Below are 23,238 nucleotides of genomic sequence, written 5' to 3' on the forward strand. Positions count from 1 at the left end.
TAAGGAGATTTGATATGCAAAAAAACCCATACGGACAAATTTATAAAGGCGACAATCACACATTTAGAATGTTTAAGGATGAGGGTGACGACCAAGGTAGCGTGCCATGGAATCAAAAGATTTTTCAAAATGATGAATCGCATAAATGTCCAACTTATGTGAGCCAAACGCCGCCTTGTCAAGGCTCTTGCCCTTCTGGTCACAATGTTCGTGGTTGGTTGGATATTGTTCGTGGTATAGAAAAGCCTTCTGGCGATCTATCATGGCAGGAATATGCGTTTCGTCGTTCAACGGATGCAAACCCATTTCCATCAGTAATGGGGCGTGTTTGTCCAGCGCCTTGTGAAGACGGCTGTAACCGTAATGAAGTTGAAGACACAGTTGGTATCAATGCGGTAGAACAATTTATTGGCGATACTGCAAAAGAAAAAGGTTATAAATTTGAATTTGATGCTAAAGATACAGGCAAAAAAGTTGCTATTATTGGTGGCGGTTGTGGCGGTTTAACAGCAGCATTACAATTACGCAAACAAGGTCACAGTGTGACTGTATTTGAAAAATATGACCAGTTGGGCGGTATGATGATGTATGGTATTCCTGATTATCGTGTACCACGCGATGTGTTAAAGCACGAAATTGACCGTATTATAGAAACAGGCGTTGAGACCAAAATGAACACTAAAGTTGGCGTTGATGTTTCTATGGAAAAATTAGAAAAAGATTACGATGCAGTATTATTTGCCATCGGTGCAATGAGTGGTCGTTCACTGCCAATTCCAGGTGGTGAAGCAGGTAACTGTGTATCAGGTGTTGCATTTCTTGAAGCCTATAATCAAGGACGCTTAAAGCACATCACAGGCAAAGTGATTTGTATTGGTGGTGGCGATACTTCAATCGATGTTGTCTCTGTTGCGCGTCGTTTGGGTAACATTGAAAATATTGCCGAAAAGGACCGTCCTGAGCGTGTTATTTTTGATGATACAGCGCACGATGTAGTTGATACTTCTAAGCGCTTAGGTGCAGATGTACTACTAACAACACGCTCAACCATTGAAAATATGCCAGCAGCACAAGAAGAAATTGATGATGCAAACCGTGAAGGTGTTGAAATTCAAGGGCAATTACAACCTGTGGAGGTAGTAACAGATAACGATGGTCGTGCTGTTGCATTACGCATGGTTCGCTTGGAAGAAGATGGCTCTACACCAATTGAAGGCTCTGAGTTTGATATTGAGTGCGAATTAATTGTATCTGCGATTGGTCAAGGCGTTGACGCTGAAGGCATGGATGATTCGTTCTTTAATGAGCGTGGTTTTATTGATGCAGATAAGAACTTTCAAGTGCCAAACAAGCCAGGCTTCTTTGTTTGTGGTGATGTGGTTCGTCCACACTTGTTAACCACTGCGATTGGTCAAGCGGGTATTGCGGCTGATAGTATTGATGACTATCTTGCTGGTAATAGCCAAAAAGCTCGTAGTAAAGTTGATGTGCACTACTTTGATTTAATGGACAAACTCAATGAGTGGGATTTATCGCCTACAGAGTATGAGAAGGGTGCATTTGGTGAAGCAACAGACTCTGCAGAATATGCAGTACATAACTATGAGGACCGTTCATTTGCGTCAATCATTCCACATACAGAATTATTCTTAGGGCACTTTGATAATGAAGAGCGTAATGCAAGAAACCATAAAACGGTTGATGTTGACAATGTGCTTGGTAACTTCGAAGAACGCTTAATTGGTTATAGTGAAGAAGAGGCAAAGGCTGAGTCAGGTCGTTGTATGTCTTGTGGCCTGTGTTTTGAATGTGATAACTGTGTGATGTATTGCCCACAAGATGCAGTATTTAAGGTTAAGAAAGACCAGGCAACACTAGGTCGTTATGTTGACACTGATTACAACAAATGTATTGGTTGTCATATCTGTGCCGATGTATGCCCAACAGGCTACATTCAAATGGGACTTGGTGAATAATTAACCAGATAGAGAGAGATTATGAAGCGTTTACTGATTGTTTTTTTAGCCCTAACAGTTACCAGTGTATTTGCATATGGTGTTGATAAACACATTAATCTTGGTGATAGAGCTACTGAGTTAAAAAATGAAGGTAAGAGTAGAGATATTCACCCCAGTCTTTCTGAGATTAGAAAAATGCACCCTGAATTTTTATTGCATAAACGCGATAAGACAGTGCATCAAGGTATCCGCACTCGGCGTGATTCGTTAAAGGAATGTGTTGATTGTCATAGTACCACTAAGAATGACGAGTATGTGCCAATTAATGCACCTGAGCAATTTTGCTCAACTTGCCATCAAAAAGTAGGCACGAGTCTAGATTGTTTTTCTTGTCATCGCACTACACCAAAAGAGGATTTATAATGAGTAAAAAGCTAAATCGTCGCGATTTTATTAAGAGTACAACGGCTGTTACAGCAGGTGTAGCAATGATTTCCAGCGGTATCACGCTAACAACTTTTGCCGCTGAGGATAGTCCGGTGACTAACGAAAAGCGTTGGGGGATGTTAATTGATACCAACAAATTGACTGAGTCCAATATTGATGATATGGTCAATGCTTGTCAAGAAGAGAATGGCTGGGGCAGTGAAACGCATTCTATGGGCGCTCAAAAGCCAGATTGGATTAAAAAAGTTAAAGTGAGAGATAAAACCACTGGTAAGATTGATATGTTGCCAATGATGTGTCAGCACTGTGAACAACCACCTTGTGTGGATGTTTGCCCAACTAATGCTTCAATGAAACGCGAAGATGGCGTTGTGTTGGTGGATAAGCACTTATGTATTGGTTGTCGCTATTGTATGATGGCTTGCCCTTATGGTTCGCGTTCATTTGTGCATGAAGATTTAAGCAATCAAAAAGAACATATGCCCCGCGGCAAAGGCACAGTTGAGTCGTGCACACTTTGTGTACATCGTGTTGATAAAGGTGGCATACCAGCCTGTGCTGAAGCGGTAAGCAGTGATGGTGTTATTTTTGGCGATTTATATGATGCTAATAGTAAGATTAATCAAACACTCAAGAAAATTCAATCTACACAAATCAGAGCAGATTTAAATCTGAATACTGGTGTTCGCTATAGCGGAATTTAAAAGGTTTAAAGAGCAATTATGAATATTCGTTATCAACAAATAAAAGGTAGGAGTTTAGGTTTTTATGCACTTATTGCAGGCTTAGGCATTTTTATTTTAGCCGCATTGGGTAGTGTATATTTTATAGAGCATCATGGACACTATGTGACTGGCATGAGTAACCGTGTTGTATGGGGTATGCCACATGTATTTGCTCTATTTTTAATTATTTCTGCCTCAGGGGCGCTTAATGTTGCTTCAATTGCATCGGTATTTCAGAAGAAACTTTATAAACCTTTGTCTCGTTTGTCAGGCTTGGTATCGTTGGCGTTATTAATGGGTGGTTTAATGGTTTTGGTGCTTGATTTGGGTCGTCCTGATCGCCTAATTGTGGCTATGACAGAATATAACTTTAAGTCAATTTTTGCTTGGAATATTATTTTATACAACGGTTTCTTTGTTGTTGTTGCGGTGTATTTGTGGATGATGTTTGAGCGCCGATTAAATAAATTTACCTTCAAAGCAGGTTTAATAGCATTTACTTGGCGCTTGATTTTAACCACTGGTACAGGCTCTATCTTTGGTTTTTTAGTAGCGCGTCAAGCGTATGATGCGGTGATTATGGCGCCAATGTTTATTATTATGTCATTTGCCTTTGGTTTGGCTTTCTTTATCTTGATTTTAATGGCAAGTTATAAATGGAGTGAGCGTCCATTGGGTGATGCGATTGTTAATCGTCTGGGTAATTTATTAGGTGTGTTTGTAGCGGCAGTTATGTATTTTGTTGCAGTTAAACACTTAGGTAGTATGTATTTAGCTGAGAATGCTGGTATTGAAAACTTTATTTTATTTGGCGAGCATATTTATACACCTTTATTTTGGTACGCTCAGATTATTTTGGGTGGATTAATTCCAATGGCATTAATTTACCATCCAGCACTTAGGGGCAATCGTTCTACTTTGGGTTTGGCTTCACTTTTAGTATTGATTGGTGGTGTTGTTCAGTTGTATGTGATTATCATTGGTGGTCAAGCTTACCCAATGGAGATGTTCCCAGGTAAAGAAATCTTAGAAGGTTATGGCGATATTGCTGCTTATTCACCATCGCTTGCTGAAATCGTTTTAGGTATTGGTGGTGTTGCTGTGGCACTCATTGCGGTGACTTTTTTAGTGAAATTCCTGCCATTTTTGCCTGAAAGTCTTGCAGATGAAATCTCAGACCCTCACTATAAAACCAAGTAAAAAATACTCTATAACGAGGTATGCCCTCATCTATCTATCTATCCGCTGCACATAAATCCTCAGGTAAAACCGTTGTCAGTCTAGGTTTGTGTGCCGCATTCAAAGCCCGCACGCTCAAAGTTCAAACATTTAAAAAAGGACCTGATTATATTGACCCGATTTGGTTGGCGCAAGCCAGTGGCAACCCTTGCTACAATTTAGATTTTTATACAATGTCTGAAAATGAAATTAGCGAGTTATTTCATCAACAGCAAAGTGATATCGCAATTATTGAAGGTAACAAAGGTTTGTATGATGGCATGAGTACTACAGGGGGTGATGCCAATGCGGATATGGCGAAACTATTGGATGCAAATGTTGTTTTAGTGATTGATAGTAACGGCATTACCCGTGGTGTTGCCCCGCTATTAATGGGTTATCAAACTTTTGATGCTGATGTTAATATTGTTGGCGTTATCCTTAATAAGGTTGCTGGTGAGCGTCACGAATCAAAGCTTGTCCAAGCCATTGAGCATTACACAGATATTCGTGTTTTAGGCGCTGTTCGTCGTTCTAAGGAGTTGATTATTGATGAGCGCCACTTAGGGCTTATGCCAGCCAATGAGTTGACTCAATCTCAACAATTTATTAACAGTGCTGGCAAGATAATCGCTGACCAAGTGGACCTAGACAAGATTTTGTCTTTAGGTGGTGGGAAGAAATCGCTCAATACGTCAGTGTCAGTTATTGCCTCTAGCAATCTAACAATTAGTGTGGCTAAGGATCAAGCTTTTGGTTTTTACTATCAAGATGACTTAGATATATTTAAATCTTTAGGTGTTAGAATCAAATATTTTGATACATTGAAAGCCAGTGAATTGCCAAAATGTGATGGTTTGTTTATTGGTGGGGGTTTTCCAGAAATGCAACTTGAATCACTAAGTGGCAATCAATCCTTGCTTGATGATATTAAATTAAAAATAGAACAAGGGGTGCCTACTTATGCGGAATGCGGTGGATTAATGTATCTCAGTCGAGAAATCACCCATCAAGGAAAATCTCACAAGATGGTTGGTGTGATTCAGGCCAACACGGTGATGACGTCCAAACCAATTGGCAGAGGGTATGTGCAATTAGAGCCGTGCAACGAACATCCTTGGGAAAATGTTGCTGGCAAGATTTATGCACACGAATTTCATTATTCGAAACTTAAAAATATAAACCCTAAAACCCGTTATGCGTACAAGGTTTTACGTGGCGTGGGTGTGGATAATAAGCGTGATGGTATTTTAACGCACAACCTATTAGCCACTTATACACACTTGCGTAGTGTGGGTGGCAATCGTTGGGTTGAGCAATTTGTGAACTTTGTTAGGAAAAATAAACTATGATTATAATTACTAAGCGTGCCGCTGAAGAAATCGGACTCTCTACACAAAACCCTGATGCACAAGGTTTATCGATGCGTTTTGCGGTTGATAAAACCGATGATGGCTTCCAGTATTTAATGGGTTTTGATGAGCGCTCAGATGGTGATATTCATTTAGAATCAAACGGTGTTGAATATGTACTCACCTACGCACAGAAAGAATTGTTAGAGGGTATGGTGGTTGACTTTGATGAGATTGATACCGAAGGTGGTTACGGGTTTATTTTTATGAATCCAAATGACCCAAATTATGAACCACCTGAAGAAAGTATCGCGCCTAATATTAGTGTTAAAAAATAATCATATTAGTTGAAACCTTTTCAATGTTTAGCCTCCCCTTGTGGGTAAATAGGAATCATCATAAATTTACTTTTCGCTTACTTGGCGATTTTTCCAATGATACCCAATAGCCCTTTAGGAGGATAAACCCAACCTTAGTCTTGATAGAACAAGATTTGAAGAAATCCCCATTGGGTAAAAATTGAATTTTGTTAATCAATCCTACTGATACAAGGATTTCTTGCTGTTATTTTTAATAGGCGTATAATCAAGAGTTTTAGGGCTGATATGACGACAGATAAAATAGAGTCTCAAGAATTACAACCTACCATTCTTTCTTATGTGAAAGACATTCCCAACCTGTGTTCCCTTTCAGGGTTAGCTTGTACAATATTTTCCATTTATTTCAGTATATTAGGCGTCTATTACGCTGCAATGATTGGCATGATTTGGGCTGTTGCATTTGATTGGGCAGATGGTCTCATCGCAAGAACAATGAAAGGGCGAACAGGTAACGACCGAGCATTTGGTGGTCAGCTTGATGTATTAATTGATATTGTAAGTTATGGCGTTGCTCCAGCTATTCTTTTACTGAGTTATGGGGAATTTGAGCCTGTGTTTTTATTTGGGGCTTTTATAATGCTCGCTGCCAGTGCAATAAGATTGAGTTATTTTAGCGTTTTCGGTCTTGCTGGTGGGGCGAAATACACAGGACTGGCGCTTGATAACAACAATATAATACTTGTTTTTATCTTTTTATTTGAAGGTGTTTTTAGTCATGGAGTCTTTTCTACCATTCTTTATGTTAGTGGTTTAGGACTTGCTGCTTTAAATGTATCGCAAATTAAAACGCCAAAACTCTCTGGCAATTCAGTCAATGTGTACATTCTTGCTATTTATACAATTGGAACAACAAGCATCTATAGTTGGAAACTTCTATAGAAAATAATGAAAATTACTTTAATTTAGGAGTTAAACAGAACAATGGTTGTATATACAGTAGGTACATTCGATTTGTTGCATGTTGGTCATCTGGCATTATTGGAATATTGTGCCTCACTGGGTGATACGGTTGTTGTTGGCATTGCTTCTGATGAAGTGGTTAGGTTGTATAAACCCAATATTCCTATTATTCCACTTGAGCAGCGCATTGAAATGCTTCAAGCGTTACGCTGTGTGAATATTGTAATCCCGTATCATGAGTTAGACTATCTTAGTATTTGCAAAGATGTTAAAGCAGATTTGTTTGTTATCGGAGAAGATTGGGGTAGAAAACCTCATAATCAAGATGTGGAAAACTATTTTAATGCACAAGGAAAAAAAGTAGTTCAAATTAAATATAATCCAAGAAATTCGTCTACTAAAATAAAGCAAGATATCATTGATCAATTTCAAGTAGTAAATGTCACGGAGTATAAAACCCCAACAATTTAAGACAACAAATTAAGATTTCTTATTTCGAACGAGTTAAACTTAACCCAACAATTCGGAGTAAAAAATTATGAGTAAAAAACGAACAAACTATTCATCAGCATTCAAGACTAAATTAGTTCTTGAGCTGCTGCAAAATGAAAGCACTTTGGCGCAGATTGCCAGCAAGCATAACATCTTGCCACAAAACCTAGTGAACTGGAAGAAGATCTTCCTTGCTAACGCTGAGATTGCTATGGAGCCATCTAAAGCAGTTAAAGAATACAAGGAAGAGCTTATTAAATCACAAGAGCAAAACGAACATTTAACCACGCTAGTGGGCAAGGTAACTGTTGAGAAGGAGTGGTTAGCAAAAAAGCTAAAAAGCTTGGGCTCATCTAAACTAAAGCAGTTGATTGATCTCAAGCCTACTACAGTCCATTCTTCATCCTCTTCTTTATCCATTAATCAACAATGTCAACTACTTGGCATTAACCGCAGTGGCTTATATTATAAGCCACGCGTTAATCACACCAAGCAAACCATTAAAAATCACATCACCAAAGTATTTGAAGAAATACCCATCTACGGTGAGAAGAAGGTGCATAAGCAGCTTCTGGAAGATGGTTACAAGGTAAGCTTAAATACGGTAGTACGCTACCGTCAAGAACTAGGCTTGCAAGCCGTACTAGCGGTTAAACCTATTAACACGACAACACCAATCAAAGCGCATAAGAAGTATAGTTACAAGTTGCGAGGATTGAATATCAGCCATGCTAATCACGTATGGAGCACCGACATCACCTACATCAAGATTGCAGGCGGTATGGTTTATATGGCTGCTATTATTGATTGGCACAGCAAAGCTGTGCTATCGTACAAGATATCCAACACCATGGATTCTCAGCTGGTAATGAGTGTGCTTAACGAAGCTTTAGAGAAGTATCCACATCCAGAGATATTTAATACCGATCAGGGTAGCCAGTACACCAGTGAAGTGCACACTCAAAGACTCAAAAAATTGGGTATTACTATATCAATGGATGGCAAAGGCAGAGCAACCGATAATATCTGCATTGAGCGCTTCTGGCGAAGCGCCAAAGTCGAAAGAATCTATTTGAACGCATACCAGACCATAAACGAACTAACCACTGATGTGGATGACTATATTGAGTTTTACAACAACAGAAGATTCCATCAGACATTAGATTACAAAAAACCAATGGATGTGTACCAAGAAAGTATAAAATTGAACCAGAATAAGAAGAAGGCTTCTTAGGATGTTCTATATAAGAAATTTTAAAAAGTTGTCAGAGGTTTTGGGGTGATAAAATAAGCTCTATTGGTTTATTTTCTCTCCAATGCGTTTGGTATCATTAGAGAACCAAATATAAGTTGCTTTTCCGAGAATATTTTCCTTTGGAAGAAAACCCCATGACCTACTATCAAAACTTTTAGCACGATTGTCGCCCATTACAAAATATTGATCATCTGGGACGGTGGTGTTAACTGTTGAAGATAGATTTTTATGTAACAATATTCCATAACTTTTGTTGTTAATCTTTTCTGTTTTGTATTCTAAATTATTTGAATTGTTTTGATATAAATTGAGTTTCTTATATTTTGCTTTAACGCCATTTATTGTTAATTGGTCATTATTGTAGTTAATTGTGTCTCCAGGTACAGCAATAATACGCTTAACATATGCAACATTGACATATGCTGGGTTTTTTTCAAAATTTGGATATTTAAATATAACCACATCTCCAAACTTTAAATCTGAAGAGTCGTTATCAGACAAAATAAGATCTCCATTTTCTAGCGTTGGTAGCATTGATTTAGATGCTATCTTATATTTATAACCAAAAATTCCATTTTCAGAAGCAAGCATAAGCATGATGATAATTGTAATGTAGTAGAGAACATATACATACCAACGATTGTAAGATTTCAATTGATATTCACCTTGATGTCTTGCTATTTTTATAGGGTCAATCACTGTAAAAATAAGCAACCCTATGAAGGTTATTGAATAGATAATGATTCCGTAGAATGTAGACAACCAATTAAATAACCCTAACAAAAAACAAATACTTATAAAGGTAGGTAATATTAGCAGGGCTTTTTTTAAGTTACCCACATAAAGGTGCCCAAGCCCAGGTATGATTAGCGATACAAGTCCTACAACCCATGCTTTTCTTTTTTTAATTAAACGCATCGAATATTATTTTTGTTTTGCTTAATAAGCATAAAAAATAGAAGTAATTTTAAGACATTAATTCTTAATTGGAATAACGCTAAAATCTTCCCAGTTTACAGTATCAAAAGTGATATAAAAACCGTGCAACATCTGAGATGCTTGTACTTTTAGTTCATCGGGCAGTTGCCAAACACGATTGCATTCTTGAAAGCCTGTAATATTCATAAAATTATTGGCACGAATAACCTCTTTTTTGCTCAACTCTAAATTGGTGAAAGTGGTGATTACCTCGCTGATAAATTCAGGCTTGGCTAAGTTGTAATACCCCATTTTTTCATATTTTCTAACCATCTCAATACATTTTTGTATGTGCACGGTGACTTTGTCAATATCGTAATATCCTTGAGTTAGAGAGACAATATTGTTGTCTTCAATAACAACATCTGTAATCTCTGGAAAGGCTGTGATTTTTTCGATACTCATGTTTTTATTCTAATTTTAATTAATTTATAGTGGGTGCTTTTGGTTGATAACAAAAACAGGCGTAAAGAGCATCGCTACAAACTAGTGTTTGAAATGGCGCATATCCGTGAACACCATGGCGATACCATGTTCGTTTGCCGCCTCGATCACTTCTTTATCACGCATTGATCCACCCGGTTGGATAATAGCTTTGATACCATCTTTCGCTGCGGCATCAATACCGTCTCTGAATGGGAAGAAAGCATCTGATGCCATTACCGAACCTTTAACTTTTAGCCCCTCATCAGTGGCTTTAATGCCAGCGATTTTTGCTGAATAAACACGAGACATTTGCCCCGCACCTACACCAATTGTCATCTGATTTTTAACATAAACAATGGCATTTGATTTAACGGCTTTGGCCACTTTCCAAGCGAATAGTAAGTCTTTGATTTGCTCGTTGGTTGGTTGCGTGTTGCTAACGCATTTAATATTGTTTTCATTGATAACACCTAAGTCTTTGTCTTGCACCAATAAGCCACCAGTGACACGCTTGTAGTCCAGTGATGGCTGTGCTGCGTTCAAGTCTCCACATTCTAAAACACGAACATTTTGTTTATTTGATAGGATTTTTTTAGCCTTGTCATCAATATTTGGTGCAATGATAACTTCAACAAATTGACGCTCAATAATGGCTTGTGCTGTTTTTGCATCTAAGTCGCGATTAAAGGCAATAATGCCACCAAATGCTGAAGTTGGGTCGGTTTTAAAGGCATCATTATAAGCATCAAAAATTTTAGAGCGCACAGCAACACCGCATGGGTTGGCGTGTTTGACAATCACACAAGCAGGCTCGTTAAAACTGCGTACACATTCAAGTGCGGCGTCAGCATCTGCCATATTGTTATACGACATTTCTTTGCCTTGACATTGAGTGGATGACGCCACGCAAGCCTCAGTAATGTTTTTTTCAACATAGAAAGCAGCTGATTGATGTGGGTTTTCCCCATAACGCATTGACTGAGTTTTGTGAAATTGTAAGTTCATGGTATGCGAAAAACCATCCTCTTCTTTGCCTAAATAATTGGCAATCGCACCATCGTATTGCGCGGTGTGTTCAAAAGCTTTCAGTGCCAATTTAATGCGAGTATTTAGCATGGTATTGCCATTTGTATTGATTTCATCAATCACGCTTTGGTAGTCTGTACTATCTACCACCACCGTTACTGAGGCGTGGTTTTTAGCACTTGAACGCAACATTGCAGGACCGCCAATGTCAATGTTTTCAATCGCATCTTCTAAGGTGCAATCAGGATTGGCAATCGTTGCTTGAAAAGGGTAGAGGTTAACCACAACTAAATCAATTGGGTTAATATCATTTTGTGCCATTACATCTTCATCAAGTCCTCGGCGTGCAAGAATACCACCATGAATTTTTGGATTAAGTGTTTTAACACGACCTGCCATCATCTCAGGAAATCCTGTGTAATTCGACACCTCAATCACGGGGATATTGTTATCAGCCAGAAGTTTGGCTGTACCACCTGTGGAAAGAATTTCAATATCTTTGCTGGCTAAAGATTGTGCCAATTCAAGAATGCCAGTTTTGTCAGAAACACTGATGAGTGCGCGTTTTATCATTTATCTTTTGTGTACTCTAAGGCTTCTTGAAAACCTTTAATATAACCATACATAACTAAACAATTATTATCATGAAAAAGCTTATCAGATACCTTGATAGAATCGTTTATTTTTTTATCAAAATTTATTTTCTTTTTGTAAGACTCCTCAAGCATTTGAAAAATGCTAAAAATATAGCGCTCAGAATTTATAGAAGGATCTCTTATTTTTATATGAGGCAGGGAAAATGCTAGTAGTTTGATGCTATCAAAAGTAGAAACATTTATTTCATATTTTTCACAATACTCACCAATATCGATCAGAGCATCAGCCATAGCGAGATGAATATTTTCTTCATTAGGAATGCTACTGTCACCAAAAATTCCGCCAGAAGAGCGCAAATGTTTAACTATTTTTTTAGTGTGTTTTAATAATTCATCTCTTTCTATTTTCATGTTGTTGTAATTTGATATTGAACCTGAATAAAAAACGCCTAGGATAAATCACTAGGCGTTATTGCGTGTTTAAATATTTTTTTAAAACATTCAAAGATTATCTAAATATTCTCTGATAGCCTCACTTTCGCAATTTTCTTTGATATAACTCTCTTTTTTCGATATTCTTTCAAAAATAACATTAGCTTCTTGTATTTTTTTATCAATGAATGCTATATCATCATTTGATAACCCATATTCTGTTCGATAATTCATCCTAAATTCTCTTATTTGTTAAAAAATATCTACTATGCGAAATTATACACATTGCATGGTTTCTTAATACACATTATACCCGCCGGCGCTAGTTATGCGAAATTATACACATTGCATGGTTTTTTTGTATTTTTTTATTTAAGTTTGTAAAGTTCAATTTTTTTCTTTAAAGTACCACGATTCATACCTAGAATTTTGGCTGCCTCACTTTGATTTTGCTCAACCCTATCCAAGATAAATTTAATCGTAATGGCTTCACTTTCTTGCACAACCATTTTAAGTACACCAGAAGTTTTTTCACCATCTAATTGCTTAAAATAGCGATTTAGTTTTGTATTGATACAGTCTGGTAGGTTAGTTAAGCTCATTGATGCAATTTTTGAAGTATTGATATTGTTTTTTAGAAGCGTCAATTTTACTAATTTTTGCAAAGCAAGTTTGAGGTTTATTCTTAAAATGTTGCAAATACCAAAGAATATGTTTTCTAGCGATACGCACACCAAGTCCTTCACCATAAAATTCGTGAATTTGTTGAATATGGTTGAGTGCGGTTTGTTTTTTTAACTCAGATGAGGGTGTTTTGGTGTGTATGCCAGTTTTTAAATAGTGAGCAATCTCACCAATAATCCAAGGGTTGCCCTGAGTGGCTCTACCAACCATCACACCACTTGCGCCTGTATCGTCCAACACCTGTTTGGCTTTTTTAGCAGAAGTGATATCACCGTTAGCAATCACAGGTATTTCAACTTGTGACACCACGCTAGCAATGGTGTCGTATTCTGCTTTACCATTGTATTTGTCTTCTTTGGTTCTGCCATGTACGCTAAGCATTTGGATACCAGCATCTTGAGCGATTTTTGCAATAGTAGGTGCATTTTTATTGGTGTGGTTCCAGCCTGTGCGCATTTTTAAAGTGACAGGCACATCAACACTGCTTGTCACAGCATTAAGAATATCCCTAACTAAAATCTCATCTTGCATGAGTGCTGAACCTGCGGCTTTGCTACAAACTTTTTTGGCAGGGCATCCCATATTAATATCAATAATATCGGCGCCAAATTCTACTGCTTTTTGTGCAGAAAACGCCAATTCATCTGCCTCTGATCCGGCAATTTGAATGCTAATCGGTGCTGATTCCCCTTTAAAGTCTAGGCGATATTTAGATTTATTGGTATTCAGTAAATGTTGTTGTATCACTACCATTTCAGAAGTAGTGAGCGCTGCACCTTGTGCTTTGCATAGCATTCTAAAAGGCTTATCGCTAGTACCTGCCATTGGCGCCAACAACACTTGAGATTTTAATTGATATTGACCAATTTTCATGAACACTAAAACCTTAGTAAATTTAACCTATAAATGCAACACTTCTGTGTTGTTCAGGGTGTCTTTAAAAACTCGTCAAAATAGTATCATTATCCCTATTTTATAGGGGAAAAACGATTCTATAAATCACACCCCTTGCATTTAATAGACTTGTATAAGGGGTTTTGGCAACATAGATTTTATTTTAAAGTTTTGCTTAAACTAAATGCACCACGAACTTGTCCCAAACTATAGCCAGTTGCTTTGTCATGTGGATAATGCATTTGTATTTTTTTCTTAACTTCAGCACTAATGTTTTTACCATGACACGCCAAGCAAACTTTAGCGGTGCCTTGTGCTTTTAAAAATCTAAATTTGCCATCAACCACCTCGGCAGCAAACATCTTATTTGTTTTTTCACCATCGGCAACACGCTGGTCAAATTCTTTTAATTTTGCGCTCTCCCAAGCGTCTAAAACCATGTTGGGGTTACGATTTTTCAAACTAATGCGTCTTACACTCCAGTCTTTATTTTCATTGTTAATTTGCTTGGCTATTTTCGGTGCCACGACAGCACAAACACTGACAGCATTAACGGCGCCACCTGATTTTAAAGCACTTTTTAACTGTGGCTTTAATGTGCCACCAAATTTTTTGATAATACTTATTGCTTCGCTTTTTAATAAGGGGATATCCACTGTTTCGTGATGATCAGCGTAAGAAGCTGCACTTAATAAAGTAATTCCAATGAGTGTGATTGTGATTTTTTTCATGTTAAATGTCATTTTTTTTCTAAAGATAATGATAAGTAAAAACAGCAAATTATTATACTAATTTTTAATATGCATTTTAAGTTTTTTTTAGTTAGTGTGATTGTTTTTTAATGCGTTCTAATAAGCGTTTTTGTTTGAGTTTGGAAAGGTAATCTATAAATAAGATGCCTTTCAAATGATCAAGTTCGTGCTGAATGCAAACTGCCAGCAAATTGCGTGCTTCTAAGGTAAATGGCTTGCCATTTTCATCCAGTGCTTCAACTACAATATGGTTAAAGCGTTCAACTTCTGCATAATAACCAGGCACAGATAAGCACCCTTCGGCATGTATTTCTTTTTCTTCCTTTTTAGTAATTGTTGGATTGATAAAGCATAAAGGGTGTTTTTCGATGAGGAGTTTTTTGTTTTCGGTGTTGCGATTTTCTAATATTAATTGGTAGTCTTCACCTGAATCTGGCACATCCATCACTACTACTTGCAAATGCTGATTAACCTGAGTAGCTGCTAAGCCAATACCATCTGAGTTGTACATAGTCTCAAACATGTCTTTGACTAAGGCTTTAATCGTGTCATCTACTGTCTCAACTTTGCTGGCTTTGGTGCGAAGTTTATCGTCTGGGAATTTTAAAATAGGAAGATTCATAACTTTACTAAGGTGTTTTTAATGGTATCAGAGGTATTCGGATAGTCTTCATTGTAATGCAAACCACGACTTTCTGTTCTTGAAATTGCGGATTTAACCGTAATTTTTGCAGTGGTGATGAGATTTCTTAATTCGATTAAATCGCTTGAAACTAAGTAAAGACGATAGTATTCATCCACTTCATTTTGTATTTGCGTTAAGCGCATTTGTGCAGCGCGCAAGCGTTTATTGCTACGCACAATGCCGACAAAATTCCACATAATGCGCCTAACTTCATCCCATAAATGCGAGACCATCACTTTTTCTTTAGATGGACTGGCTCTGGATGCATCCCAATCATTAAAGTTTGGATAATCTTGTTCAAATATTTGTGTATTGATATGATTGGCACAAGCTTTGGCGAATACCACACATTCTAATAGTGAGTTGCTTGCCATACGATTGGCGCCGTGTACTCCTGTGTGTGCGACTTCACCAACAGCATATAGATTGCTCACATTGGTTTGGGCATCAAGATTGGTTTGTACACCACCACAAGTATAGTGAGCAGCAGGTACAACAGGGACAGGCTGTTGAGAGATATCAATACCAAAAGAGGTGCATTTTTTATCAATGGTTGGGAAGTGTGCTTGTATCCAATCTTTATCCTTAAAAGAAATGTCTAAATACACACAGTCAAAACCATTGATTTTCATTTCTGAGTCAATCGCTCTGGCGACAATATCGCGCGGGGCAAGTTCAGCTTGTTTGTCGTATTTATGCATAAATGCCTCACCATTTGGCAAGATGAGTTTTGCACCCTCACCACGCAAAGCCTCAGAAATTAGGAACGATTTTGCGTGCGGGTGATATAGACAAGTTGGATGAAACTGAGTAAATTCCATATTAACAATATCGCAATATGCGCGATATGTCATCGCAATACCATCACCTGTTGAAGTGTCTGGATTAGAAGTATAAAGATAGGTCTTGGAAGCGCCACCTGTGGCAATAATGGTTTGGTGAGCAATAAAACTTTCAACCTTATTACTGGATTTGTTTAGAATATAAGCACCATAACATTGTTTATCTTTTATTAGTAAATCAATGGCAATAAAGTTTTCAAAGAGACAAATATTTTTCTTTGATTTAACGCTATCTAATAAATTGGACTGGATAGATTGCCCTGTTTTATCAGCCACATGTGCCACACGCCTATTACTATGTCCACCTTCAGTGGTAAGATGGTATTGTTCGTTTTCTTGGGTAAATAACACACCTGCTGCCTCTAAAGATGCAATAGCCTCAGGTGCGTTCTCAACCATAAAACGAACGGCTTTTTCATCGCCTAAATTACTGCCTGTTGATAAGGTATCTTTGATATGCGACTTAAAATTATCCGCACTATCAAGCACTGCTGAAATACCGCCTTGGGCGTAGTAAGAGCTGCCCTCTAAGAGTTTGTCTTTAGCAATCAGCGCAACAGATAAATCCTCAGACAGTTGCAAAGCATTCATCAATCCCGCACTGCCTGTACCAATAATTAAAACATCAAAGTGGTATTGTGTTGACATTGTTAGAGCAAATACTTGTATGTTTAGATTTTTGGTTTAAAGATTAAAATCAATTTGGGTAGTAAAGTTAGATTTGCCAGTAACGCGCTCAGCATAGCAATAGCAGTAAAGACACCAAAATAAATACTTGGAATGAAATTAGACAAAGCTAAGATTAAGAAGCCCAATGTGACGGTGATTGAGGTGTAAAACATTGCCAAGCCAATTGAATTGTGTGAACGATACATCGTGGCCAAGTAGTCATGGTCTTTTGTAAATTCAGCTTTAAAACGATGAATATAGTGAATGGCATTATCAACACCGATGCCGATCGCAATGGCTGAGATAGTGATGGTCATTAAATCTAGTGGAATATTCATTAAACCCATAATGCCCAAAATAAAAATTGAGGGCAATGTGTTAGGAATAATCGCTAGAATCGACAAACTGAACGACCTAAAAATAAACAAAAACATAATAAAAATCATTATAAATACCGCAATAATGGTTTTAATCTGCGAGTCAAACAGGCTTTGTAGCATATTGTTATATAATACCAACATGCCCGTTGTGTGGAAACTGTCCTTTTTAAAGCCAATATCTTTTGCAATATAGTTCTCAATTTTTTCAATTAATACAGCGCGTTTGAGGTTTTTATTAGTCTCACGAATACGAATAACCATACGCAATTGCCCACTATCTTCGGATATGTAAGGGTCTAATACTTGCGTTTTGGCATTTTCTGGAATTTGACTTTTAATGATATTTAAAAAGAAACCATTAGGTGCTTTATCATCATTGGCACGCGTTAGTATTTGCATGAGCGTGTCAATTGAAAGCACCTTCCCTGTTTCATCTAGACTGTCTAAATACTGATGAATTTTGTGTATATCAGCACGCAAGTCTTCGTCATACCAATAATCTTGTGCTAAGTCATCAAAGATAATTTCTAGCGGGATTGTGCCACCGAGTTTTTCGTCAATCAGTGTTAGACCTTGATTAATTTCAGTACTTTCTTTAAAGTAATCAATAAAGCGATTTTCAACACTGAGCTTGTTAATACCTACGACTGAAAGCCCAATACATAACACCAAAACAACCAGTAAGTAAGTACCAAATTTTTCGCTAAATTTAGCCAAACTATGGGTAAATCCTAATTCAGTGTTGAATTTTGGCACTTGTGCTTTTGGCAAAAAACGCATAATAATCGGAAAGGCAATAAACGATAGCACTAAGGCAATTGTGACACCAATGGACATCATCCAACCAAAGTCAATCACAGGTCTAATGCCACTAATTAGCAATGAGCCAAAAGCAACAATAGTCGTTAGTGTGGTGAACAAACAAGGTTTAAGCATTTGCTCCAAGGTATTTTGAATCAGTGTGTAATAATCTAAATCAGGATTATTCTGTGCCAATTCTCGATAGCGTACCACCAAATGAATAGTCACTGAGAGCGTCATCACTAATAGTAGTGAGAAGAAATTAGAAGAAATAACGGTAACTTTCCATCCTAAAAATGCCAAGATACCCGTCATTGTCAGTGCACCGGTAATGCTAATACCAATTGGCATTAGCACCCAGCGAATACCTTTAAAGATAAGTGCCAAAATGAGTGACATCAAGGTAATAACCGCCAAACTAAAAACAATTAAATCACTACTGATATAGCCAATAATATCGGTAGTAATCATCGGTAGCCCACCTAGGAATAGATTTGCTTGATCGCGATATTTGTCAATTGTTGTACGGATTTGAGTAATAGTTTTATCTTGCAAATTGTTTTGTACTATTGCATCTTGTATGACTTGCTTTTCAATGTTTTTTAATTTCGTTAATTCTTCTTTAGAGAGTTTGTTGTTTTGCTTTTTTATACGCATTTCATTGCGTGTTTGGCGTCGTTTTTCGAATTGCTCGTTACCCTTTAATGCCACCAAAACTGCACTGGTTTTGCCATCTTTACTGACTAAATTATCCCCGTATAGAGAGGATGTTCTAAATTCTTTACTCGCAAGCGCAAGATTAGCGTTACCATTCTCAATAGAGATATTTTTAGAGGCTAAATCGGTGAGTGATAGTGGCGGTGATTGGAACAAAGGTACATCTAAAATCGTAGTGACCGATTTAATTTGTTCGATAGTTTGCAGGTCTTTTTTAAGACTTGCTAAATGCTTGAGTTGTTTTGGGGCGAGTAAATTGTCTTTAACTTGGTAACTAATGACTAGGTAATCATCAGAGCCATAATTTTTTCTAACACTTTGGTAATAACGAAGATTATTATCACCTTCTAAAACCAATGAATCACTTGAAGCGTCTAATTGAAAATTAGGAATTTGCGCGATAAAAAAAACAACAAACAACAACAGCAATACAATACTATTGCCAGGTTTTTTGATAACAGCATTATAAAAATGTTTCATAGACTTAGACCGCTAAAATTCAAAGCTTTTTATTGCTTCCAAACCTTGCATTGTACTTAGATGTGTTTCAAACAATGCTTCAGTTTCCCATTCGTGCTCGCTAATGCGGGTAATGAGTTTTGCAGTCATCGCATTACCCTTGCCTTCAACCACAAAAATACGGCCACCCACATTGAGCAAATGAAAATAACGCCCCGTGATCTCTGGTACTGCGCTACCAACAATCACCACATCAAAAAAATCATTTGATTGCCAACCTTGAGAGGCATCACCTGCTGTAAGTTGTGCATTATTGATATTAAGCTCATTAAGTTTTTCCTTTGCACCATTGCTAAGCGCCTCATCGATTTCAACACTGGTGATAGATTTACAAAGCTTTGCAACCACTGCTGTTAAATAACCACTACCTGTGCCAATTTCTAGTACTGTCTCATGTGATTTAATATTAAGTGCATTAAGCAATCTACCTTCAATCTTAGGGCTGAACATTTTTGCTTGCTTGTTTAGTGGGATTTCAATATCGGCAAATGCAAGGTTCCTATATGCCTCAGGTACAAAAACCTCTCTAGGAATATCTCTCAGCGCATTATTGGCAATATAGTTGAGTCCACCCCAAGGGCGAATTTGTGAGTCAATAGAATTTTGTCTTGCTTGTTGTGTATTGTCCATATTAATTTTTTTTGTTAAAAACAATGCTTGTAATTTTAATATATTTATTGAGAGACCTTTGTATAAATAAGAATAATCATCAGAAACCCACTTTTCACCCACTTGGAGATTTTTTAAACCCAGTCTTAGTCCTGCTAGGACAAGGTTTAAAGAAATCACCAATTGGGCAAAAATTGGATTTTGCCAATCATACCTATTTATGCAAAGGTCTCATTGAGTCCTAATGCGTAAAAACACAGGATATTTAAATTTTCCTTTTTTCGTCAAACCATAATATTTAAAAGTAACGCTAGTGCCAATAGCAGGTGGGTTTTTACGCTGAACATCTGTAAAGCCCGACCCAATCTTAACCATTGCACCGCCTTTAGTTTTACATAATAACGAACCCATCTTCCCCGCATACTTTCCTTTTCCAGGCAAGATTTTTTCAATCACACACTCTGTATCTAGATATTTTTTCACTTTAAGTGCTGAGCTCAATCTACCTGTTTGATATGCCGTAGTAGGGTTTCTCACCACCACGCCTTCACCATCTTTATGTACAATATCACGCAAGAATTTCTTCACTTGATTTTGATGGGCAATCGGATATTGTTTGATAATTTTAATCGGCGTATTCGCTTGATTTTTTAAATAATTGTGTAAAACTTTCAATCTATCCAACAATCCCCCATCTTGATTTGGCACTTCAAAAATTTGATGAGTGATTTTGTGCCAGCGTTCATCAGGATTTTTGCGTCTAACAATACTACTAATTTCTTCAAAATCCGCACGCTTTGTCCATAATTCACCATCAATAGCAAATGGCGGATAATTTTCAACAAACCAATCAGGCGCTATAATTTGTTGACCACCTCGAGTTAACAACTGCTTGCCATTCCAAAAACCTCGAATACCATCAAACTTCTCACTCATCATCCAACCCACAACAGACTTTTTATCGTCATAGGTTTTGAGTAGAAATAAATCTGGCTTATTTACTGCTAACAGCAAACTTGGTAGACACAACAAACATAATATTTTAATTATTGTTTTCATAGCTATTAAACCAATTGATATTTTTGTGTTGGGCTATTGGGTTTATCTAGTTGCATCATTTTAATTAAGTTATTAGTTATTGCAGGTAATAAATGGTGTTGACAGAAATTTTTCGCATTTTTTAACGATAAGACAATCATTGATTCTTTTGTACTTATCCCACTATTGATAATTGAAATCAGTGAAACAATGGCAGGGGTGATTTTATAAGGAGGTTTGTAACTCATTTTTAGGTAATAGTTCTGTTGATTTTTTATTTTAATTATCTAAATATGACTCTTTAAAGTTTTCATAACTACCAATTCTGGAAAAATTTATTTCAAATTCTGAATTAGAAATTTTATCAATTCTGACAGAATCAATACCTAATAACGCTAGTTTCTCATAAGTCAAAAGTTCTCCCTCTTGTAAATCAAGAATATCTCTTAATATCCATTTTCCTAACTCTTTATTGGAATGAGACATTAAAGCTTTTCCGCCATCTTGGCAAATTTTGCTCTTCATTTTCCCTCCATTCGGAAGCTTTAATAAAAAAGACTGATTCCTGCTTGGGAAAAAATTAGGAAAATTATTATGAATTGCATTAGGGATTGGTATATAAACTTCACTTTTATTTCTCGTTCTACCTCCTGCATTCCACTGATTAAGGCCACTCTTCTCAAATACTTTCATGCCCCTACCATACAAAGGCAAATAAATAGTTTGCTCAATCTGAGCGTCAGTTAAAAATATTGACTCTCGTTCATTTTGAGTGAAGCATTCTTGCAAAGTTAATAAAGGGTCTTTCAAGACATTAATATCAAATTCATCAAGAACTAAATCAAAATTAGTACTATCAAACCTTTTTAATAATGTACTTTTTGAGAGTGAAAAAGAGTAATCATTGATATCATCATTAAATGTGATTGTATTTGGGTTTTTCTTAATATCTTGAATATTGTCAATATCTATTTTATCCATATTGCTTTCAAATATTTTAAATTTTCCTTCTTCCCGTAGGATACAATGATAAATAGAGCTCTGTATCTGGTGGATGTGTTCGGTGAAACTAATTCTAGTATTTCTTAATTCTGCAATTTTTCTAATAAGTTTTGTGTTGCCTAAATCTACATACGAATTTCTATCGCCATTAAACTCTGCAACCTTTTGAAAGGTTTTATTATTCTTTGCTAAGAATGTTTTTAAACCTATGCCAATATTGTCTTTTTTAGCATCTGCTGATACATCTCCCCTAGATAAGTCATCTGCTTTAAATGCTCTACAAAATAATTTTTCAGCAATCCTATAATAAAGATACGGTGTTTTTGAATCTGAGTATAAATTTGATAAAGAGCCAACTATTTTTAAAAAATGTTGATATTGATGCTGTTGATCTTGTGGTTGATTTTTTAAAAACATTTGATTAGATCTCTAAGGCTAAAATTATATTATTTGTAACTCTTTCAACCAAAGGAATGCAGATAGAATTACCAAATTGTTTATATAAATTAGAATCTGTTATATTTGGCAAAATGTATTTTTTTGGATAACCTTGAAAATTTGCACATTCTTTAGGTGTTAATTTCCGAATTCCCTGATCATCTAAAATAATTGGAACATTGTGTCCACCCATCCCCATATTTGCTGTCAATGTTGGACAAACATTGCTTTTATTTTCTCGCACATATTTTCTACGCCATTGATAAATGGTATCTTTTTTTACCACATCATTTTTTAACTTTTTATATAAGGGTTTGTTATTGTAGTAATATTTTTCATCAACTATTTTATCTAGGCAACTATGGATAGTTTTTTTAAGTTTTGTTTTGTTTGGAAAAGAAAACTTATTAAATGCTTTTTGCTCTAGAAAACCAACAATAAAAATTCGTTCTCTATTCTGAGGCGTATTGCCATATTCCATGGCGTTTAAGACATTGTCAGTAATTTTGTAACCTAGTTTTTGTAATTCATCATAAATAACTTTAATTGTCTTGCCCTTGTCATGAGTTTTTAAATTTTTTACATTTTCCAAAATAAATGCTTTTGGTTTTTTTTCTTTTAAAATTCTAACAATATCAAAAAATAAATTACCCCTACCGCCTTTGTCTTTAAAGCCTTGCCTATATCCAGCAACAGAAAAAGGTTGACAAGGAAAACCTGCAAATAAAAAGTCAAAATTAGGGATATCTTTTTCATCTACTTTGGTAATATCGCCTGCAAAATTCCCTGAATAAAATAAATCTTTATTATGTTTTAAAAAATTTGCTTGATAAGTTTTACGAGCATTTTCATCAAATTCTGAGGCAAAAACGCATTTTCCTCCTAAATTTGAAGCGGCTAAATGAAAGCCGCCAATACCTGCGAATAAATCAATAAAGGTAAATTTTGGTTCATTTTTATAAATAGACTTCTTTGTCTCAAACTGATCAAATATTCCCATTTGAAAGCCATCCCCCACATAAT

The 23,238-nt window shown here is 36.5% G+C and carries 25 protein-coding genes; 9 read left to right on the forward strand and 16 right to left on the reverse strand.

Features of this window, described 5'->3' with window-relative positions:
- The first annotated feature begins 14 nt into the window (after window positions 1-14).
- The 9 genes from BHECKSOX2_RS01305 (at window position 15) to BHECKSOX2_RS01345 (ending at window position 8,706) form a co-directional block, all read left to right on the forward strand.
- Complete coding sequence (locus BHECKSOX2_RS01305; RefSeq protein WP_139682141.1) at window positions 15-1,976, forward strand: NAD(P)-binding protein; 1,962 nt, start codon at window positions 15-17, stop codon at window positions 1,974-1,976.
- Window positions 1,977-1,997: 21 nt separating this feature from the next.
- Window positions 1,998-2,381 (forward strand): sulfur reduction protein DsrJ, encoded by a 384-nt coding sequence (locus BHECKSOX2_RS01310; RefSeq protein WP_139682142.1) that lies wholly within the window; start codon window positions 1,998-2,000, stop codon window positions 2,379-2,381.
- Window positions 2,381-3,109, forward strand: a complete 729-nt coding sequence (dsrO, locus tag BHECKSOX2_RS01315) for a sulfate reduction electron transfer complex DsrMKJOP subunit DsrO (protein WP_139682143.1) — start codon at window positions 2,381-2,383, stop codon at window positions 3,107-3,109. Before BHECKSOX2_RS01310 ends, dsrO begins: the two co-directional genes overlap by 1 nt.
- 18 nt (window positions 3,110-3,127) lie before the next feature.
- Window positions 3,128-4,330 (forward strand): NrfD/PsrC family molybdoenzyme membrane anchor subunit, encoded by a 1,203-nt coding sequence (gene nrfD / locus BHECKSOX2_RS01320; RefSeq protein ID WP_180323607.1) that lies wholly within the window; start codon window positions 3,128-3,130, stop codon window positions 4,328-4,330.
- A gap of 20 nt (window positions 4,331-4,350) precedes the next feature.
- Window positions 4,351-5,700 carry a cobyrinic acid a,c-diamide synthase CobB gene (locus tag BHECKSOX2_RS01325; RefSeq protein WP_139682145.1) on the forward strand — a complete coding sequence of 450 codons (1,350 nt, stop codon included), beginning with the start codon at window positions 4,351-4,353 and terminating at the stop codon, window positions 5,698-5,700.
- The gene (locus tag BHECKSOX2_RS01330; RefSeq protein WP_090714881.1) at window positions 5,697-6,038 is read left to right on the forward strand and encodes a HesB/IscA family protein; all 342 of its coding nucleotides are present in this window, start codon (window positions 5,697-5,699) and stop codon (window positions 6,036-6,038) included. The genes BHECKSOX2_RS01325 and BHECKSOX2_RS01330 overlap by 4 nt, the downstream gene beginning before the upstream one ends.
- Window positions 6,039-6,305: 267 nt before the next feature.
- On the forward strand, window positions 6,306-6,959 hold the full coding sequence (locus BHECKSOX2_RS01335) for a CDP-alcohol phosphatidyltransferase family protein (protein ID WP_139682146.1): 654 nt from the start codon (window positions 6,306-6,308) through the stop codon (window positions 6,957-6,959).
- A 42-nt stretch (window positions 6,960-7,001) separates the two neighbouring features.
- Window positions 7,002-7,451 (forward strand): FAD synthase family protein, encoded by a 450-nt coding sequence (locus BHECKSOX2_RS01340; RefSeq protein ID WP_139682147.1) that lies wholly within the window; start codon window positions 7,002-7,004, stop codon window positions 7,449-7,451.
- Window positions 7,452-7,518: 67 nt separating this feature from the next.
- On the forward strand, window positions 7,519-8,706 hold the full coding sequence (locus BHECKSOX2_RS01345; RefSeq protein ID WP_139682148.1) for an IS3 family transposase: 1,188 nt from the start codon (window positions 7,519-7,521) through the stop codon (window positions 8,704-8,706).
- A gap of 60 nt (window positions 8,707-8,766) precedes the next feature.
- Here BHECKSOX2_RS01345 and lepB read toward each other — a convergent pair whose 3' ends face one another.
- From lepB to dcm, 16 genes are all read right to left on the reverse strand, one after another.
- The gene (lepB, locus tag BHECKSOX2_RS01350) at window positions 8,767-9,645 is read right to left on the reverse strand and encodes a signal peptidase I (protein WP_139682149.1); all 879 of its coding nucleotides are present in this window, start codon (window positions 9,643-9,645) and stop codon (window positions 8,767-8,769) included.
- A gap of 57 nt (window positions 9,646-9,702) precedes the next feature.
- Window positions 9,703-10,110 (reverse strand): hypothetical protein, encoded by a 408-nt coding sequence (locus BHECKSOX2_RS01355; protein WP_139682150.1) that lies wholly within the window; start codon window positions 10,108-10,110, stop codon window positions 9,703-9,705.
- 81 nt (window positions 10,111-10,191) lie between these two features.
- On the reverse strand, window positions 10,192-11,730 hold the full coding sequence (gene purH, locus BHECKSOX2_RS01360) for a bifunctional phosphoribosylaminoimidazolecarboxamide formyltransferase/IMP cyclohydrolase (protein WP_139682151.1): 1,539 nt from the start codon (window positions 11,728-11,730) through the stop codon (window positions 10,192-10,194).
- Window positions 11,727-12,164 (reverse strand): hypothetical protein, encoded by a 438-nt coding sequence (locus tag BHECKSOX2_RS01365; RefSeq protein ID WP_139682152.1) that lies wholly within the window; start codon window positions 12,162-12,164, stop codon window positions 11,727-11,729. The genes purH and BHECKSOX2_RS01365 overlap by 4 nt, the downstream gene beginning before the upstream one ends.
- Window positions 12,165-12,254: 90 nt before the next feature.
- The gene (locus BHECKSOX2_RS01370; protein WP_180323608.1) at window positions 12,255-12,419 is read right to left on the reverse strand and encodes a hypothetical protein; all 165 of its coding nucleotides are present in this window, start codon (window positions 12,417-12,419) and stop codon (window positions 12,255-12,257) included.
- Between the two features lie 134 nt (window positions 12,420-12,553).
- Window positions 12,554-12,787, reverse strand: a complete 234-nt coding sequence (locus tag BHECKSOX2_RS01375) for a helix-turn-helix domain-containing protein (protein WP_139682153.1) — start codon at window positions 12,785-12,787, stop codon at window positions 12,554-12,556.
- Window positions 12,774-13,742 (reverse strand): tRNA dihydrouridine synthase DusB, encoded by a 969-nt coding sequence (gene dusB / locus BHECKSOX2_RS01380; RefSeq protein WP_139682154.1) that lies wholly within the window; start codon window positions 13,740-13,742, stop codon window positions 12,774-12,776. Before dusB ends, BHECKSOX2_RS01375 begins: the two co-directional genes overlap by 14 nt.
- Window positions 13,743-13,921: 179 nt before the next feature.
- Window positions 13,922-14,494, reverse strand: a complete 573-nt coding sequence (locus BHECKSOX2_RS01385; protein WP_139682155.1) for a Tll0287-like domain-containing protein — start codon at window positions 14,492-14,494, stop codon at window positions 13,922-13,924.
- Between the two features lie 91 nt (window positions 14,495-14,585).
- A complete protein-coding gene (def, locus tag BHECKSOX2_RS01390) occupies window positions 14,586-15,137 on the reverse strand; it encodes a peptide deformylase (RefSeq protein ID WP_139682156.1) in 552 nt (183 codons plus the stop codon).
- On the reverse strand, window positions 15,134-16,690 hold the full coding sequence (nadB, locus tag BHECKSOX2_RS01395) for an L-aspartate oxidase (RefSeq protein ID WP_139682157.1): 1,557 nt from the start codon (window positions 16,688-16,690) through the stop codon (window positions 15,134-15,136). Before nadB ends, def begins: the two co-directional genes overlap by 4 nt.
- A 23-nt stretch (window positions 16,691-16,713) precedes the next feature.
- A complete protein-coding gene (locus BHECKSOX2_RS01400; RefSeq protein WP_139682158.1) occupies window positions 16,714-19,089 on the reverse strand; it encodes an efflux RND transporter permease subunit in 2,376 nt (791 codons plus the stop codon).
- A 12-nt stretch (window positions 19,090-19,101) separates the two neighbouring features.
- Complete coding sequence (locus BHECKSOX2_RS01405; protein ID WP_139682236.1) at window positions 19,102-19,758, reverse strand: protein-L-isoaspartate O-methyltransferase family protein; 657 nt, start codon at window positions 19,756-19,758, stop codon at window positions 19,102-19,104.
- A 210-nt stretch (window positions 19,759-19,968) separates the two neighbouring features.
- On the reverse strand, window positions 19,969-20,796 hold the full coding sequence (locus BHECKSOX2_RS01410; RefSeq protein ID WP_139682159.1) for a DNA ligase: 828 nt from the start codon (window positions 20,794-20,796) through the stop codon (window positions 19,969-19,971).
- A gap of 5 nt (window positions 20,797-20,801) precedes the next feature.
- On the reverse strand, window positions 20,802-21,023 hold the full coding sequence (locus tag BHECKSOX2_RS01415) for a Fic family protein (RefSeq protein ID WP_139682160.1): 222 nt from the start codon (window positions 21,021-21,023) through the stop codon (window positions 20,802-20,804).
- A 31-nt stretch (window positions 21,024-21,054) separates the two neighbouring features.
- Window positions 21,055-22,194, reverse strand: a complete 1,140-nt coding sequence (locus tag BHECKSOX2_RS01420; protein ID WP_139682161.1) for a phospholipase D-like domain-containing protein — start codon at window positions 22,192-22,194, stop codon at window positions 21,055-21,057.
- 4 nt (window positions 22,195-22,198) lie between these two features.
- Complete coding sequence (gene dcm / locus BHECKSOX2_RS10535; protein WP_425356602.1) at window positions 22,199-23,215, reverse strand: DNA (cytosine-5-)-methyltransferase; 1,017 nt, start codon at window positions 23,213-23,215, stop codon at window positions 22,199-22,201.
- Between the last annotated feature and the right edge of the window lie 23 nt (window positions 23,216-23,238).

This window comes from thiotrophic endosymbiont of Bathymodiolus puteoserpentis (Logatchev), assembly GCF_900127505.1.
Taxonomy (GTDB): Bacteria; Pseudomonadota; Gammaproteobacteria; order PS1; family Pseudothioglobaceae; genus Thiodubiliella.

Coding starts and splice junctions, on each gene's coding strand:
- BHECKSOX2_RS01305 (WP_139682141.1), top strand. CDS start 15: ATGCAAAAAAACCCATACGGACAAATTTATAAAGGCGACAATCACACA.
- BHECKSOX2_RS01310 (WP_139682142.1), top strand. CDS start 1,998: ATGAAGCGTTTACTGATTGTTTTTTTAGCCCTAACAGTTACCAGTGTA.
- dsrO (WP_139682143.1), top strand. CDS start 2,381: ATGAGTAAAAAGCTAAATCGTCGCGATTTTATTAAGAGTACAACGGCT.
- nrfD (WP_180323607.1), top strand. CDS start 3,128: ATGAATATTCGTTATCAACAAATAAAAGGTAGGAGTTTAGGTTTTTAT.
- BHECKSOX2_RS01325 (WP_139682145.1), top strand. CDS start 4,351: ATGCCCTCATCTATCTATCTATCCGCTGCACATAAATCCTCAGGTAAA.
- BHECKSOX2_RS01330 (WP_090714881.1), top strand. CDS start 5,697: ATGATTATAATTACTAAGCGTGCCGCTGAAGAAATCGGACTCTCTACA.
- BHECKSOX2_RS01335 (WP_139682146.1), top strand. CDS start 6,306: ATGACGACAGATAAAATAGAGTCTCAAGAATTACAACCTACCATTCTT.
- BHECKSOX2_RS01340 (WP_139682147.1), top strand. CDS start 7,002: ATGGTTGTATATACAGTAGGTACATTCGATTTGTTGCATGTTGGTCAT.
- BHECKSOX2_RS01345 (WP_139682148.1), top strand. CDS start 7,519: ATGAGTAAAAAACGAACAAACTATTCATCAGCATTCAAGACTAAATTA.
- lepB (WP_139682149.1), bottom strand. CDS start 9,645: ATGCGTTTAATTAAAAAAAGAAAAGCATGGGTTGTAGGACTTGTATCG.
- BHECKSOX2_RS01355 (WP_139682150.1), bottom strand. CDS start 10,110: ATGAGTATCGAAAAAATCACAGCCTTTCCAGAGATTACAGATGTTGTT.
- purH (WP_139682151.1), bottom strand. CDS start 11,730: ATGATAAAACGCGCACTCATCAGTGTTTCTGACAAAACTGGCATTCTT.
- BHECKSOX2_RS01365 (WP_139682152.1), bottom strand. CDS start 12,164: ATGAAAATAGAAAGAGATGAATTATTAAAACACACTAAAAAAATAGTT.
- BHECKSOX2_RS01370 (WP_180323608.1), bottom strand. CDS start 12,419: ATGAATTATCGAACAGAATATGGGTTATCAAATGATGATATAGCATTC.
- BHECKSOX2_RS01375 (WP_139682153.1), bottom strand. CDS start 12,787: ATGAGCTTAACTAACCTACCAGACTGTATCAATACAAAACTAAATCGC.
- dusB (WP_139682154.1), bottom strand. CDS start 13,742: ATGAAAATTGGTCAATATCAATTAAAATCTCAAGTGTTGTTGGCGCCA.
- BHECKSOX2_RS01385 (WP_139682155.1), bottom strand. CDS start 14,494: ATGAAAAAAATCACAATCACACTCATTGGAATTACTTTATTAAGTGCA.
- def (WP_139682156.1), bottom strand. CDS start 15,137: ATGAATCTTCCTATTTTAAAATTCCCAGACGATAAACTTCGCACCAAA.
- nadB (WP_139682157.1), bottom strand. CDS start 16,690: ATGTCAACACAATACCACTTTGATGTTTTAATTATTGGTACAGGCAGT.
- BHECKSOX2_RS01400 (WP_139682158.1), bottom strand. CDS start 19,089: ATGAAACATTTTTATAATGCTGTTATCAAAAAACCTGGCAATAGTATT.
- BHECKSOX2_RS01405 (WP_139682236.1), bottom strand. CDS start 19,758: ATGGACAATACACAACAAGCAAGACAAAATTCTATTGACTCACAAATT.
- BHECKSOX2_RS01410 (WP_139682159.1), bottom strand. CDS start 20,796: ATGAAAACAATAATTAAAATATTATGTTTGTTGTGTCTACCAAGTTTG.
- BHECKSOX2_RS01415 (WP_139682160.1), bottom strand. CDS start 21,023: ATGAGTTACAAACCTCCTTATAAAATCACCCCTGCCATTGTTTCACTG.
- BHECKSOX2_RS01420 (WP_139682161.1), bottom strand. CDS start 22,194: ATGTTTTTAAAAAATCAACCACAAGATCAACAGCATCAATATCAACAT.
- dcm (WP_425356602.1), bottom strand. CDS start 23,215: ATGGGAATATTTGATCAGTTTGAGACAAAGAAGTCTATTTATAAAAAT.